General features: G+C 39.7%; 8 protein-coding genes. 1 reads left to right on the top strand and 7 read right to left on the bottom strand.

Annotated features, from left to right (window positions below):
- The first annotated feature begins 63 nt into the window (after positions 1-63).
- A complete protein-coding gene (feoB, locus tag F4V45_RS05075) occupies positions 64-2262 on the top strand; it encodes a ferrous iron transport protein B (protein WP_150337340.1) in 2199 nt (732 codons plus the stop codon).
- On the opposite strand, the gene recG is transcribed toward feoB, so the two are convergent.
- The 7 genes from recG to F4V45_RS05040 form a co-directional block, all read right to left on the bottom strand.
- Positions 2233-4065 carry an ATP-dependent DNA helicase RecG gene (gene recG, locus F4V45_RS05070; RefSeq protein WP_150337339.1) on the bottom strand — a complete coding sequence of 611 codons (1833 nt, stop codon included), beginning with the start codon at positions 4063-4065 and terminating at the stop codon, positions 2233-2235. The genes feoB and recG overlap by 30 nt on opposite strands.
- Before the next feature lie 77 nt (positions 4066-4142).
- Complete coding sequence (locus F4V45_RS05065; RefSeq protein ID WP_170235181.1) at positions 4143-6221, bottom strand: DUF1561 family protein; 2079 nt, start codon at positions 6219-6221, stop codon at positions 4143-4145.
- Between the two features lie 88 nt (positions 6222-6309).
- Entirely contained in the window at positions 6310-6561 is a 252-nt protein-coding gene (locus F4V45_RS05060; RefSeq protein WP_170235180.1) for a DMT family transporter, read from the bottom strand.
- A 120-nt stretch (positions 6562-6681) separates the two neighbouring features.
- A complete protein-coding gene (locus F4V45_RS05055; protein WP_150337336.1) occupies positions 6682-9558 on the bottom strand; it encodes a DEAD/DEAH box helicase family protein in 2877 nt (958 codons plus the stop codon).
- The gene (locus F4V45_RS05050) at positions 9555-10556 is read right to left on the bottom strand and encodes a virulence RhuM family protein (RefSeq protein WP_150337378.1); all 1002 of its coding nucleotides are present in this window, start codon (positions 10554-10556) and stop codon (positions 9555-9557) included. Before F4V45_RS05050 ends, F4V45_RS05055 begins: the two co-directional genes overlap by 4 nt.
- A gap of 8 nt (positions 10557-10564) precedes the next feature.
- Positions 10565-12331: an ATP-binding protein gene (locus F4V45_RS05045; RefSeq protein ID WP_150337377.1), complete on the bottom strand. Its 1767-nt coding sequence runs from the start codon at positions 12329-12331 to the stop codon at positions 10565-10567.
- Positions 12331-15258 carry a site-specific DNA-methyltransferase gene (locus F4V45_RS05040; protein ID WP_150337335.1) on the bottom strand — a complete coding sequence of 976 codons (2928 nt, stop codon included), beginning with the start codon at positions 15256-15258 and terminating at the stop codon, positions 12331-12333. Before F4V45_RS05040 ends, F4V45_RS05045 begins: the two co-directional genes overlap by 1 nt.
- Positions 15259-15265 lie beyond the last annotated feature (7 nt).

Genomic DNA, 15265 nt, shown 5'->3' with positions numbered 1-15265 from the left:
ATCAATCTTAGATTAGTATCAATAAATCGAGCAATATCAAGCAATTATGTAAGGATAGATTCTATGCCTCACGCTACAAAATCACCGCCCACAGCACTCACCATAGCACTCATTGGGCAGCCAAATGTCGGTAAAAGCTCATTGATCAACGCCCTTAGTGGCTCACATCTAAAAGTAGGCAACTTTAGCGGCGTAACGATTGAAAAAACGCAAGCAGTCTTCACCTACCAAAACACGCGTATCACCATCATCGATCTCCCCGGCTCCTACTCGCTCAACCACTACTCCCCAGAGGAAAAAATCACCAAAGACTTCCTAGAATCTAGGCAGTATGACATCGTGCTAAATGTGCTAGATTCTACCAATATTTCGCGTAATCTCGCCCTAAGTGGGCAGATTATGGACCTTGGGGTAAAGATGGTGCTAGGGCTTAATATGATTGATGAAGCGCGAGATGAGCAAATTAGCATTAACCACGAGCTCCTAAGTGAGATTCTAGGTGTGCCCTGCGTGCCTATCTCTGCCAGCACAGGCGAGAATCTATCCCTTTTGCTTGATACGCTCATATCCTATGCACAAAAGCCCCTGTGCGCGCCAAAGCGCATTTATAACGACAAGATTGAAAAGTCCATTGCCAAAGTGGAGCTATTTATCACCCAGCAGTCCTTTTATGAGCTGCAGACCTACCCGCACGCTAGCTCACCCCTATCAGCAAGACAGCTTGCAATCCTACTCATCAAGCAAGATAGCGCACTTTATGCCTACTTGCACGATAAGCCCTGCTACCACGAGATCTTGCAGTGTGTAAGCAGTGCGCGCCAAGAGCTATCGCTTGCAAGCGGGGAGAAAAACATCGCTAGAATCTTCCACCACGATGCCATAGCCTACGCCCAAGGCGCAGCCAAAGAGACGATCACCTACCCAAAATCTATCTTACAAAAAACCAAAGATATGGACTCGCTCTTGCTGCATAAGGTCTTTGGGATTCCTATTTTTCTACTGCTAATGTTCGCGCTATTTGAAATGACCTTTTATGTGGGCGGGTTTTTTAAAGACTATATTGAGCTAGGGTTTGAGAATCTAGCAGAAGTGATTAGAGAGCATATTGTGGTAAAGGACTTTGCTTCCTTGCTGTGTGATGGAGTCATCGGCGGGGTGGGGACGATTCTGGCGTTTTTGCCGCTCATTATTGTGCTGTATTTTGGGATCGCACTCCTAGAATCTAGCGGCTATATGGCGCGTATAGCCTTTTTGCTCGATGGCTTTTTCCATAAATTTGGCTTACACGGCAAGAGCTTTATCCCGCTTATAGCGGGCTTTGGCTGCTCTGTGCCAGCCTATATGGCTACTAGAACGCTAAAAAATCGCAACGAACGCCTAATCACGCTATTTGTCATAGGATTTATGAGCTGTAGCGCGCGCTTGCCTATTTATGTGCTATTTGTGGGGGCGTTTTTTGACCCCAAATATGCAGGGGTTGTGCTTTTTGGGATTTATCTCTTTGGCGCGATTGCCGCACTGCTACTTGCCAAGCTGCTCAAGCTCTCTGTGTTTGCAGGGTATGAAGAGCCATTTGTAATGGAAATGCCAAAGTATAGAATGCCAAATTGGCGTGTAATGTGGTTTAGCGTGTGGAGCAAGGTGGTGATGTTTTTGAAAAAGGCAGCGGGGTTTATTTTCCTAGGATCGGTGCTTATTTGGTTTGCCTCCCAATACCCAAAATCCCCAACCCTTGCCAAAGAGTATGAAGCCAAGCGCGCTGCGCTGGTAGATTCTAGGCAGTTTCGCGCATTAAGTGAAGAGCAGCAGCAGGAGAAGCTATGGTATTTGCACAATGAATACAATGAAAACTTCTTGCGCCAAACCTACTCTGGCAGGATCGGTGAAGCCCTGCGCCCAATCTTTGCGCCCCTAGATTTTGACTGGCGGCTCTCTATCTCGCTTGTAGCAGGCTTTGCGGCAAAGGAAGTAGTCGTCTCTACACTTGGAGTCCTCTACGCACTAGGCGATGATGTCAGCGAAGAATCCACCACCTTGCAGCAAAACTTGCGCGATAGCATTTCTTTCCCAACGGCGATTGCTTTCATTGTCTTTGTGATGTTTTATATCCCCTGCTTTGCGGCGACCATTACCTTTGGTAGAGAAGCTGGGGGGATAAAGTTTGTGGCGTATTTGTTTGTCTTTACAACCATTGTAGCGTATTGCTTCGCGCTGCTTGGCTACTACTGCGCGCTATTTGGGTATCGATTTTTTATCGGTTAGTAGGGCATTAGCACGATCAAATATCGCCTCATCTTCGCTTAAATCCGCCCATACCCACTGCGCTCCACTTTGTCGCTTGCCATCGAGCAAGTCCCCACCCTTGCGGTATTTAAGGTCAATTTGGGCTATGTCAAATCCACTCAAATGCGCTGCAAACTCCCTTAATCGCGCAGAATCTGGCGTATGCGTATAGAGATAGCAGTAGCCTTTAAGCCCATTGCGGCTCACCCTACCTCTTAGCTGGTGCAAAGTCGCTAGCCCTAGCTTCTCTGGGGCGATAATCACAATGGTAGAGAGCTTTGGCAGAGAGATCCCCACTTCTATAAGCGTGGTAGCGAGCAAGATCGAGCCATTTTGCGCAAACTCTTCTAGCACTTTTTCTTTCTCTTTATCCTGCCCAGAAGTGCTATATACTTGTGGGAATCTAGCGCGCCAAAAACTCTCCCCCTCTTTTAGCGAGAGATACTCGCTCACTTGGCTCTCTTCTACAAGCGGATAGATGATAGCTACTTGATGCGTGGCTTGCACTTCTGCACTAATGTGGGCTAGTAGCTCTGGGAAGCTGGGCTTAGAAATGATTGTGGTGGTAATGTCTTTAGGATAAGGCAGCTCATCAATAATGCTTACATCAATCATTTTAGATTCTAGCATAGCCATTGTGCGGGGGATTGGCGTGGCGGAAAACTGCAAAATATGAGGCTTTGAGGTAGAATCTATGGTCGCAAGCTTTTCTAGGTAATGTCGCTGCTTCACCCCAAACCTATGCTGCTCATCGCTCATCACAAGCGCGATCTCTTCCCCGCTAATCTCGCGATAGAGCAAGGCTTGCGTGCCGATGATAAAATCCACTTGGGAGGCAAAAAGCCCTTGCAAGTCCTGCTTAGATTCTGCGCTAATGTAGGTGATATTGAGCGATTTTGGCAGATAGAGCAAGGCTTGCTCATAGAGCTGCTTTGCTAGCACGCTTGTAGGCGCCATAAGCAAGGACTTTTTGGGATAAGCCATCATCACACTAGCCAAAATCACCATTGTTTTCCCACAGCCCACATCGCCCATCACAAGCCGTTTTGCCGCTTTGTGGCTAGCGAGATCGCTGGCGATTTGCGCGCACACGCGCTGCTGGGCATTAGTGAGCGTAAAAGGCAAGCTCTCTACCCAGCTTTGATAATCGCCCGTGCAGCGGTATTTGGCAGCATAATCTGTGCGCTTTGTGCTTAAACGCAAAAGATGGCAGTAAATCTCGCAAAATTTAAGCGCGTAAAGGGTCTTCTCATCAAAACCCTTGCGCGCACAAAATATGCGGAAAAACTCTTTATCCGGGTGGAAAATGCGCACAAGAGAGTCTGCCACATCACTAGGTAGCCCGCACTCTTGCAGGGCTTCTTGGGTGATTAGGCTTTGGGTTAGGCTTATCATATCTGCGTTTTTATGCGTGGTTTTAAACTTTGGGATTATGGCATTGATCTCGCGGATAGTCTTTGGCTGGATCATCGAAAGCCTACCGCCCTCATCGCGCAAAACTCCCTGCACAAATACCACAGAATCTAGCGCGAAAAGCCTTTTGATATAGGGCTTTGGGTGGAAAAATGTCAGCGTGATAGGCTGGGAGAAAGCAAGCGCGTAGGCAGAGATTTGCAGCACTTTGGCATAGCCTTTATAGGCTAGGATCTGCACTTCTAGCGCACCTTGCGCGCCATTATGGAGAGAGTCTATAAGCATTGTGCTCTCATAGCCACTTGGCGCAAAAGTCGCAAGCTCTAGCAAATGCGAGAATCCAAACTTCCCTAGCTCCTGCGCACTCATACTACCTCCGCCTAGAATCTAGCGCGATTATAGTGTTTTGCCCGCGTGCTTGCAAGTAGGTCTCAAGCTAGATTCTACTACCATACACATCGCCCACTAATGCACTCATTTAATAGCTCTGGCAGGGGCAGCAGAGCATTGCCACGCCTATCTTCGCCCTCTCCACTGCAATTATGTAGTGAAACTATCGATTCAAAAGGATTGCGATGAGATCTTGTGATTTCTAGCACACCTAGCCCTATTAGCTCCAAATGCCGCGAGCCAAAGCGCGTGATCCGCTCTATCATATCTGCTGGCGTTTGCACAGCCTGCACTCTTGCACGGAAGGATTCTAGGCTAAGATTGGGGGCATTTGCTGGGATAATCACCACGCCATCACTAAGCCTTAATGCCGCAACCGCGTGCCCAATGCCCCTGCCAGCATTCAATCGCACCATCGCAAAGAGAAACACACTCCCCACAGGTCGCTCCAAAACTCTCTGCGCCAAAGCGTGTATCCCACTCTCCTCCACACTCTGCCCTAGCACACTCCACTCATATTGCGGAAGCATAGAAATACTACTTGCCAACGCCCTACTTGTCCCACGATAAAACAACTCCCTATGATTGCTAGCAGGGCTATCGTAGTAGCCTAAAATATCTTGCAAAGTATCGTGTAAAAGCGAGTTTCTCGCATAAAAGCTGGCAAAAGGATTGACCCCCGCTCCTGTATCAAAAAAATACCCCCCACTACCGCGCGGATGAGCGTGCGCTTCTAAAAGCTCGGCGATTGCCTGATAGGCTTGCAAAAGACAAGTTCCGCATATACCGCTACTTGCCCTAGAAGAATCCGCGCTAATGTTGATATGCCACAAACGCGCTATCCACGCTTCATTTAGGCTAAAGTAGCTTGGCAGTGCTGGAGAGCCTTGCAAAGGTGGAGAAGGTGGCGTGCGCAAAGGCTTGGCGGGGGCTTTAGGCTCTACCTGTCGCATTGGCAATATTGTCGTAAGCAGGTGGCGTAGCAGCGGCGGGGGTGGCAAGAGGGCGACTTGTAGGGACTTTTTTGATGATTGCAAAGGATTGTGCTTATGCCCGGGTGCTGGGCAGGTGTGGAGATTTTCCCCAATGTTTGCGCTAATAAAGCGCAGCCACTCTTGTGTCGTGTGATCTAGCTCAAAGGCAGAAGTCGGGCTATTTTGCACATCACTGCTAGCATACTCCTTGCTAGCGACATAGGGCACACCCCAATGGACTCCATAGCGCGTAAGTCGCAAAATATTGCCATCTTTATCCAAAAAGGCAAAATGCCTATCATCAATGGGAATAGGCTTGAAAAAAGCTCTATTTTCCTTAGGTGGGGCTGCATCCGTGCATAGCCCCCACACTACCCAATCCCACGACTGCTTGCCGGCGTTAGAGTACATACAATACAGCCGCCCGCTGCTCTCATCATAGCTTGCGATATGCCCGCTTAAAAGATTGTAGTAGAGAAATGCGGTGTTTTTCTGCGATTGGTTGTTGGCTAGGAAATACCGCTCCTGCCCTTGTGCGTAGCTCAAGCTCCAAGAAATCGCGCTTTGGATAGTGAGATTTGCTGGGGTGGCTATGGTGCTTGCCCATTTTTGCATAGAGCTTTCAAGCTTGTGGGTGTAGAGCCCTCCTGCAAAGATATGTGCTGCATACAAATAGCCCCCATCATCTTGTATGCTATAAATGCCATCAAGAGAGTAGAAGCGGTTGTCTTTTAGCTGCCATTGCTGGCTTGGGAGATTGATAGCGCAAGGCGATAAATGCACATAGTCTTTATCGCGCCTTCTCTCTACCACAGAATCTGGCGCAGTGATACACAGCCAAGTGTCGTTAATGTAGTAAGCTAGGCGGCTAAATACATCATAGCGCGCTTGTAATGCGCCTTGGCAGCTTGAGAGGGCGATATAGCTTGTGCCACCCGAAAATGTAGGGGAGTAACATAGAGAGCGGCTATCTTGTGTCAGCACGCGGATCGGAGTGTCTCGCGGTGTTTGCGCTAGGGTTTGCTTGGGGCTAAAGGGCTCGGCACAGAGTAGAAGGGGGAGAACTAGAGCAAATGCGCTACGCACAGACACACTCCCTAGAGCTAGTGGCTTTAGCAGGATTTGCACACCGCATAGATCTAGCCCTAAATCCTTAGCCAATAGTCTTAAGCCCCACACTAGAGACAATGATCACACGCGCGCAAGCTTTAGCCACGATCCACCCTCTTTAAAAAATACCGCCCCACGATCACACCCCAGCTGCCCCTATACCTGCCCATATCACATACCCCACGCCCGTAGAAATCTCTCGCATAGCTATGGATAAGCAAGTAAAGCTAAACACAAAGCAGCCGATGATCGCTAGCAACATACAAAAAAGCCTAATGCCTAGCCCTGTGAGAGCCTGCAGTCCTAGAGTATCCGCATATTTCAGCCCACTGACCCAAAATATCTCACAAATACCGCCGATGAGAAAAAACCACGCGAGATTTTTACTCATACACCCCCTTATGCCCCCTAGCATTAAGGCGTGGATTGTAGCACAAAAAACTTACAAGTTTCTATAAACACTACTTTAAACGCATTTTTAAAAAGCTCTCTAAACTAAAACAACTTGCTTTCAAAAATCCTTATTGCTCCGTTTAAAAAATAGCTCACAAATCCGTGCGGCAACATAGCCGCTAAAATCTTTTGGCACACTAGATTCTTTATTGTAAAAATACAAAGCTACTTCTAAATCTAAGCCTTGAAAATCTAGCTTTTTATCACAAAATAATTCTTTAAAGCCTTGCAATTTATCCCTTGCATTTGCTTCAAAGCTTAAGCCCTTAGGATCTACAAAAATGATTTTATAATCCCCACTTTGCTTATGCTTTAACCAAAAGATAAAATCGGGGTAAAACTTCCTTTGCTCTTGGCTTTGCGTATCAAAATAGGGGATAAAGATAGAATCCTTTGTTTCTACAATCTTGCTAAAGCACCACTCATAATCTTTAAATGCGTTCTTAGAATCTTGTAAATATTTTTGCAAATCCTCTAAAAATTCTATCTCACTTCTTTCACTAATGGCATAGTTAATATGGATTGTAGAATCTTTATATGATTCTAAAACCATAGGGCTGTAATAATGCTTTGCTAGCTCTGCTGTGATAACATAGCTATGTTTTTCTACTCTTTGTGTTGGTTTAGCTTGGATTTGCTCGGTGTATTCATCTAGTGAGATTTTGCCTTTTTCAAACTCTTTTTTAAGCGCATCTATGCTTTTAGCTTGTTTTGTCTGTGCTAGTTCTTTCACTGCTTTATTCATCTCTTTTATAATCATCTCACTAAGCCCATCACCACTTAGCATAAAATCTTTAAAATGCGTAATGCTATCTTCACAAGGCACAAACTTTTCTAACTCCAGCAAAGGTGTGTGGAAAAATCTATCCATACTATGCAGGGCATTTTGTGCTTTAAGTTTTGGCATATTGCCCTTTATCTCTAAGCTTACACTTGCTTCATCACGCATTTTTTGCTGTATCTTTTGTAAAGTGCTAAAGCCTAAATCCACTCTATTTATCCCGCTTGATACAAGCAAAATATCTTCATCATAAGATTCTATATATTTGCTTAATCTCTCAAAGTCATAATGTGAGATAACAAAGGTTTCATTGCTTTTATGAGAGTTTTTATAGCTTGGCACAAGCAGTGGCTCTAGCGTTTTATTTCTCTTAAAGCCTGTAAGCTTACTTTGGAATCTAAAGCCCTCAAGCCCCTTTAAAATCCACTCAATCGCTTCATTTTCTGTCGCCATAATAAATACACTCTCAATGCCCAAACTCCCATCACCTAAAGAATCCTTTGTGTTATACTCTAGTGTATTACTTGCTTTTAGTCGTTTGCGGACATCTTTAAAAGGCTCAATTCTTACCCCTCGCCCTATGGTTTGCAAGACATATTTTTTTGCCTTTTTGCTACCGATATTGATAAAGTTAATGAAATTCACACGATTACTATCCCACCCCTCGCTAAACACCTTGCTACCCATCATAATTTGTATGGGCGATTCTTTGTGATTTAGCTCTTCAAAATACCCCTTTGCCATATCCTCCCCACTCTCAATGCCTAGCCCATCAAGATAGCTTTTCTCCCACTCTTTAATGCTACCGATATTTAAAAGCAAAAAGGGCTTTGTCGCATTTTTACTTTTAAAGGCAAGCTCTTTATTATTCCCCTTAATCTTGCAGCACTCTAGGCTTGAAGTCTCTTTAGCATAAAAGATTTGCTCTCTTAAGTCTTTAGAATCCACTTTTGCAAGTCGCTCTAAAAAGTCTTTATTCATCTCTTTTTCAGCGAAATATATATTGCTAGATTCTAGCTTTTTTGCTAAGTTTTTTGCAATCTCGCTTATATCTTTAGAATCTTGTAAGATTTTCATAATCGCTTCAAAATACAGCTTAATCCCCGCATCTTTGGTATTGACTTTATCCGCCACAGCGATGATTAAAGGATTATGATAATGCAAGTTTTCAAACCTTGCTTTTAAGCTTTTTAATTCCTGCTTTATCCCCACAAAAAGGATAAAACTCTCTAGTATTCGCTCTAGCTTTTCATCGCTAGAATCCACTTTAGAATCTTTAAAGGCTTTGAGATTGCTATCTAGCACCACGATATTTTTCCCATAGCCATCATTATTAAACTTCTCTAAATTGTAGTTAAAAGCACAAGTAAAAAGCTCTATATCATTATCAAAAGTCGCAGAAAAGTTAAAGATAAATCCGTGTGGATACTCCTGCCTCTCTCGCCCTTTTGCTAAGTCTCTTATATAGCTTTTTCTTATAGAATCTTTGCTATCGCCCTTATGTGCTTCATCAAGCAAGATATACCAGCCTTTTTCACGCATTAAATCATCATAATTTAGTCTCTTAGCCTTAGAATCTTTACCGACATTTTCCTTTATATCTAGCAAATCACTTCTGCCAAGAAACACGACATTTTCAAAGCCTAGCAAACTTTGATTATCATAAGCTTTTATCTCTTTACAAGTGATTTGTATCGGCTGATACGCATTAAAGCTTTGTATATGCGTTTTAAACTGATCTAAAATCTTATCATTTGGCACAAGTAGCATTATGGGCTTAGATTCTATCTCGCCATTTTTCATAAGTCTTTGCATAAGGCTTATAAGCTTTATCATCACAATACTTTTGCCACTGCCTGTCGCCATCCAAAAGCTTGCCATATTGCAAAACTCTTTTATATCTAAGCCTTTTTTAGAATCTAGCTTTATAGCGTTGTATTTAAAAGCCTGTTTATATTCATAGCATAGCTCTTTTGTATCATCTCTATATAGTTTTAAACTACATAATGCCTTTTGCAATGCCGCTACTTGATATTCTTGCAGACTAATACTGCCATTAAAGCTTACTAAATCAAGGCTTTCAAAAAGCTCGCTGAAAGATTGAAGCTTTTTGTCTGTAATGTCTTTTAAAATCAGTGATTGTTTTTTGGTCATTTTCCTGCTCTCGCGTTAAGTGTTTTATAGGTAGATTCTAATATCTCTTCATCTTCTTGTTCTGCCTTTAGCAACGCTTCCTTTTTGCGCTGTGTGGCAAATAGCTCATATTGTTTATAAGCGGTTTGCTCCATTTGTGTGTTAGAGATACTGCCATTATCTTTTAAAATTTGCATTCCTTGAAAGGTGAGCAAAGAATCCACATTTTGCCTCCAAAAGTCCATAGTCAAAGTTTGCTTATCTTTCACTCTAAGTTCTGCGGATTCTAAAAACACATTAACCAAACGATTTAAACTATCTAGCTCCTCTTTTTTTAGATAATTTTTCGCCACAATCACATCGCCCTTACGCACAACGCTACCTTTCCAGCTTGTAAGCCCCATATTCAGCTTTTTTGCGTTTGCTCTCTCACAAATCAGCTCTGCGGCAGTTTTGTGCGTGATAGCGTATAAAAGCTTGTTTTGCGTTTGTGCGAAAAACATTTGCGTTGCCTTATCGCTAGAATCATAATCTACACTCAAAGCAAAAAGCTCTCGCACTTTTTGATAAAACCTTTTTTCACTCGCCCTTATATCCCTAATCTGCTCTAACAGCTCATCAAAGTAATCGCTTCTGCCATTTGGATTCTTAAGTCTATCGCTATCTATTAAAAAGCCCTTTTGTAAATAGGTTTTTAAATGCTCATTTGCCCAGATTCTAAACTGCACTCCCCTTTTACTACGGACACGAAAGCCCACAGCCAAAATCATCTCTAAGGCATAAAATTTCACTTTGTATGATTTACCATCACTAGCAGTTGTTCGGATTTCCCGAATAACTGAATTTGCCTGCAATTCCCCATCTTTTAGGATATTTGTGATATGTTCGCTTATACTAGATTTTGAGGTGTCAAAAAGTTTTGCCATAGAATCTTGGGCTAAAAATACACTCTCCCCAAGATCATATAGCTCTACTTTTATTTTTTTATCTTGTGTGGTGTAGAGAAAGATATTTGGCATATTAGTTGTCATAAATATTTTCCTCTTAAAATATCTAAAAATAACTGATTTCTATTTTCCGCATCGTAAATTAAAGAACTATAATCCATAAAATTAACTATCGTATTATTAGCCTGATTATATTTGTAACAAATAGGAAAGTTGGTGCTTGTGTATATCTGATTGTAATCATCATTGATAAGATCTCTCAATATTTCTTCACTGAACTTTAAAAAACCGTAAGCCCAAATTCTTAAACCCTTTTGTGCATATGCCTCATTGATATAGGAAGCATAGCTTAATATCTGACGCTTTGCTTTTGGAAAATAATCCCTATCATTTTCTGGCTTTTTAAATTCTATCAATAGAATATCAGTAATTTTCTCTTTTTCATAAGTATTTGAAATGATACTTAATAAATCAGGTCTTTCTATGTTTTTATGCAGCTCTGGAAAAATATCTTTAATCTGTATGTCGCTAAAAATTTTATCATAGCACATAAATCTATCATCAAATAACCAAACATTATTAGTTCTATAGTTTTTTTTATCATCAAATGTTTTTTTAGGCATAAATAAATTATGGATTTCAGCTTCTACACTCCCTTTATCAACAGAGTTTTTTAATTTTTGGATTAATTTATCCCTATCAAACACATATTCAGCCAATTCCGTTTGTGTTACTTTAGCTAATTTAGCTTCATAATTTGTTTTTACCTTATTATTATCATCTCTTAAAAAATCCTTATCATCATTAAATTCTTTTTTTGCATTTTCTAACATATCATTTACATTTAATTCATTCCTATTTTCAAAATATACTCCGAGATAAGGTGATTCTTTAATTGATTTTTTTCTATTTTCTTTAATTGTATTTTCTACATCAAAATTATGTTCCACATAAATTGCTTTGAGCTGATTTTCTAATTCATCGTGTATATCATTCCAACTCAAATCCTCAAATTCAAGCGAATTTTTTCGTTTGGGATAAATTTGCAATTCATTTCTTTCATCATTAACATTTTTATCAAAAAAATCGGATTCTAAAATATAAAATATTCTTAAATCTTTTTCTTTTGGCAAATTATATTTACTTTCTTGGTTTAAATCTGAATTTTTTATAACAACCCTATTATTTGCAACATAAAATCCTTCATTTCTAAAATCACTTTCCCCAAAAATATATGATATGCTAAAAGAATAATTTTTAATTTTAAATTCTTTCTTTTCAAAATCTGGTATTTCAATACTCTTAACACTATCTACACATTCATCGTTTCTATAAATATCTATTTTAATATCCTTGTTTTCTATCTTAAAATAAGCCAGAAAATGCTCTTTAATTTGTTTTTTAATCTTAGAAAAATCAACCGAAAAAATATCTTTTGGATTTGATAAAATCACTTTAGTTTTATCAAAAAAATCTTGCTCCTTAGGCTCCGTCATACCATTATAGGTAAAATCAAATTCTTTATTTTTACTTACAACCTTTACGCTTTTAAAAAGTTTAAGATATATAAATCTTCCTATACCCTTACAGCCTAATGATTTTTTATAATTACTACGATATTCTCCAAAAGACTTCAAATTTTCCTCATTAAAGCCATCACCATTATCAATCACTTCAATTTTATCTACATAGGGAGTTATGTTTTTATTGTCTAAGCTGGAGGCTATAATTTTAAGCTCAATATATGTGGCATTTGCTTGCATTGCATTTACTATTAATTCAAATATCACATTCTCAAGCTTGACATTTTTTAATTGATCTACAACCTCTGGTATATTTATTTTCATCACAATTTCTCCCACCACAAAAGATTTTTAAGTTTTGGGTATGTATGTAAGTCAATTTGGTCTAGTGATACAATATCGCCATTATCAAACTCACAAGATTCTATACCTTTAGAATCTAAAAATAATCGCTTGATTTTTAGCCCTTGCAAATTTGCCAAAGTGTGAAACAAATCAAATTCCTTTCTATATCCACTCATATCTAGCGTGATTGTTTCGCCCTTATTCAGCTTTTTAATGAGTTTGCGGGATTTTCTGTAATCAATGATTTTTTGTGCTTTTTGATAATCTTTAGCAGGGTAAATGCTTTGACTATCTTTACAGATTGCTGTGCATTGTGCTTCTTTGTCATATTGAGGCGAAGCCGAAATATCTCTTTTAGATTCTATATTTTTAGATACTTCAGCTAACGCTTCAGTATGACAAGTGGAGGGGGCTTTGGTATGACAAGAAAAAGGCTTAGTATATTCAGAATCCATAAGCACATATTCACATTCTTTTAATGCTTCTTCATAGGATTCTAGCTCGTAGTATCTAAATGCTCCGCTGCCTTGATAGTCGCATTCTTTGCTAATCCCACTTTGAAATCCCCCTATGACTTTTTTAAGGCGTGGGAGTATGACTTTATAAAAATGCTCTCCCATTTCCACGCCAAGCCATTTACGCCCTAGCTTTTGTGCGGCAGCTAGTGTAGTCCCACTTCCTGCAAAGAAGTCTAAAACTATGGAATCTTCATTGCTAACTATTTCACAAATTCTTTTTAATAGCTTTTCGGGTTTTGGATTATCAAATAATCCTTTATCTAATATGGAAGCTAAATCCTCATTACCCTCGTGTGTGCTACCAACTTCTTTATAGCTCCAAAAAGTTCCTATTGTTTTACCTTGCTTTACTTCACTTAAATAAGTTTTTTTATCAATACCGCCATTTTTATTAAAATAAAGTCCATTTTCAAGATAAATTTCCATCAATCTTTCTTTAGAATATCTAGGATACCTACCTTTTGGAGCATTCCAAGAAGTTCCATTAGGAAATGTAATAGTGTAGAGATTATTTTCACTACCACTCTTGGCGTGTAAGGGCGTAGGTTTCCACGCACCTTTTGGATCATTATCGGGATTTTTATACGCAGAATTCATAGTTTCTGTTCTAGCTAAAAGATTAAAAGTAAAATTATTAGCAGCTTTGGCAAAACAAAAAATACTTTCATTTTGGTTTGAAGCATACTTAGCATCATTAGAAGTTGTATATTTTCCCTGCCACACAAAATCTGCTACAAAATTATCTTCCCCAAATACCTCATCACATAAAATTTTAAGCCTTGCTTGTTCGTTATCATCTATGCTTATAAAAATGCTTCCACTATCCTTTAAAAATTCCCTTGCTAATTCCAAGCGATTAGCTATCATTGAAAGCCACGATGCGTGATTAAATTTATCCATATAAACAAAATCGTTGTTGCTCGTGTTGTAAGGCGGGTCAATATAGATTAAATCCACTTTGTTTTGATATTTTGGCATTAGGGAGTTTAGTGCTTGAAAATTATCTGCTTTTATTAGCTCACCATTAAGGATAGATTCTATATCATCAAACACACTTAGAATCTTGTATTTTACCTCTTTGCTAAAATGCTTTGTATCAATGGGTAGGAATTTATATTTGTCATCACTCAATATTTTTTCGCTTATATTTTGTGCTTGAAAACTCTCATCAATAAGCCCTAAATCCTGCCATTCTTTGATTTGCTTTTCAAAGCCTTTGTCTTTGCATATAGAATCTAAAAGTGCAGTATTTTGCGATTGAGTTTTATTAGAATCTTGGCATTCTAAGGATTGAGATGAGAAATTAGGGTTGTGCAAGTCTTGCGAATGAGACGCACTAAGCGTGCGTTGCAGTGAACAAGGCGAAGCACTCCCTGATTTATCACTCAATACTGAATGCCTTAAAATCAAATCAAGGCTAAAGACATAATTTACTTTTTTCGCAAACTTAGGCTTTAACCACACAGCCTTTAGCTCATCTTCAAAATCGCCTATAAGCCCTATTATTTCTAAGGCGATATTGCGAATCCTTTGTAAATGTGATATGGATTTTACACTCCATTCTTGAAACTCGCTGTCTTTATAAAGATAATGATAAAACCACAAGTCAAACTGCTCTTGTAAAAACGCCCTTGCATTTTTGTGGATAAAAAAATCTACTTCATTTTGCTTTTTATAGCTTGTAAAAAGCTTTTTTATGTGTGCTTCATCTAGGGGGATTTTATGTGCTTTTAGGGATTTTATAAAATCTTCGCTCAATTCGTTGCTATTTTCTTTAAACACAGCATTAAGATCGGGGAATAAATCCTTTTGACTTAAAACCTTGATATAAATGATGGGTATAGAATCTTGTGTATCTGTGCCTGTTTGCTCGATTTTATCAAGTTTGAATATAAGCTTTCGCTTGGTATTATCAGCATTTTGCGTGTATTCACTTGTATCAAAGTAGATTTGGGCTAGCTCATTTTCATCGCTTAAAGTAAGGCTAGTATAAAGCGTATCACTTTTGACATAGTATAAATCTTTTGTTTTATAAAAAAGGCTTGTATCTTTGGAATTGGTATAGACTTTTGCATAAATGTTTTTATACAGCGGCGTATCGTGGAAAAATGGTGTGCCTGTATCATTAAGATAACTTTCAAAAAAGGTGTAAAGCTTGTTGTAAATATCGTGTGAGTTAAAATCATCATTTGGGATAGCAGAATCTAGGTAGGTTTTTATGTGGGAAAAATACTGCTCTTTTATGCTTAAAAGATTGCTAAAACCGCTTTGTGCGTTGCTTGTGCTGCTTTGCGTATTTTGTGGTGTATTAGCCCTTTCATAGGCTTTTATCTTTGCACCGAGATAACATTCCTCTAATTTGCTATAAAATGCTTTTTTGTAGTCCATTGTTTGC

It is taken from the genome of Helicobacter canis, from assembly GCF_008693005.1.
Lineage (GTDB): Bacteria > Campylobacterota > Campylobacteria > Campylobacterales > Helicobacteraceae > Helicobacter_B > Helicobacter_B canis.
The sequence above is the reverse complement of the archived record's forward strand: the minus strand, read 5'-3'. Positions and strand labels throughout refer to the sequence as shown.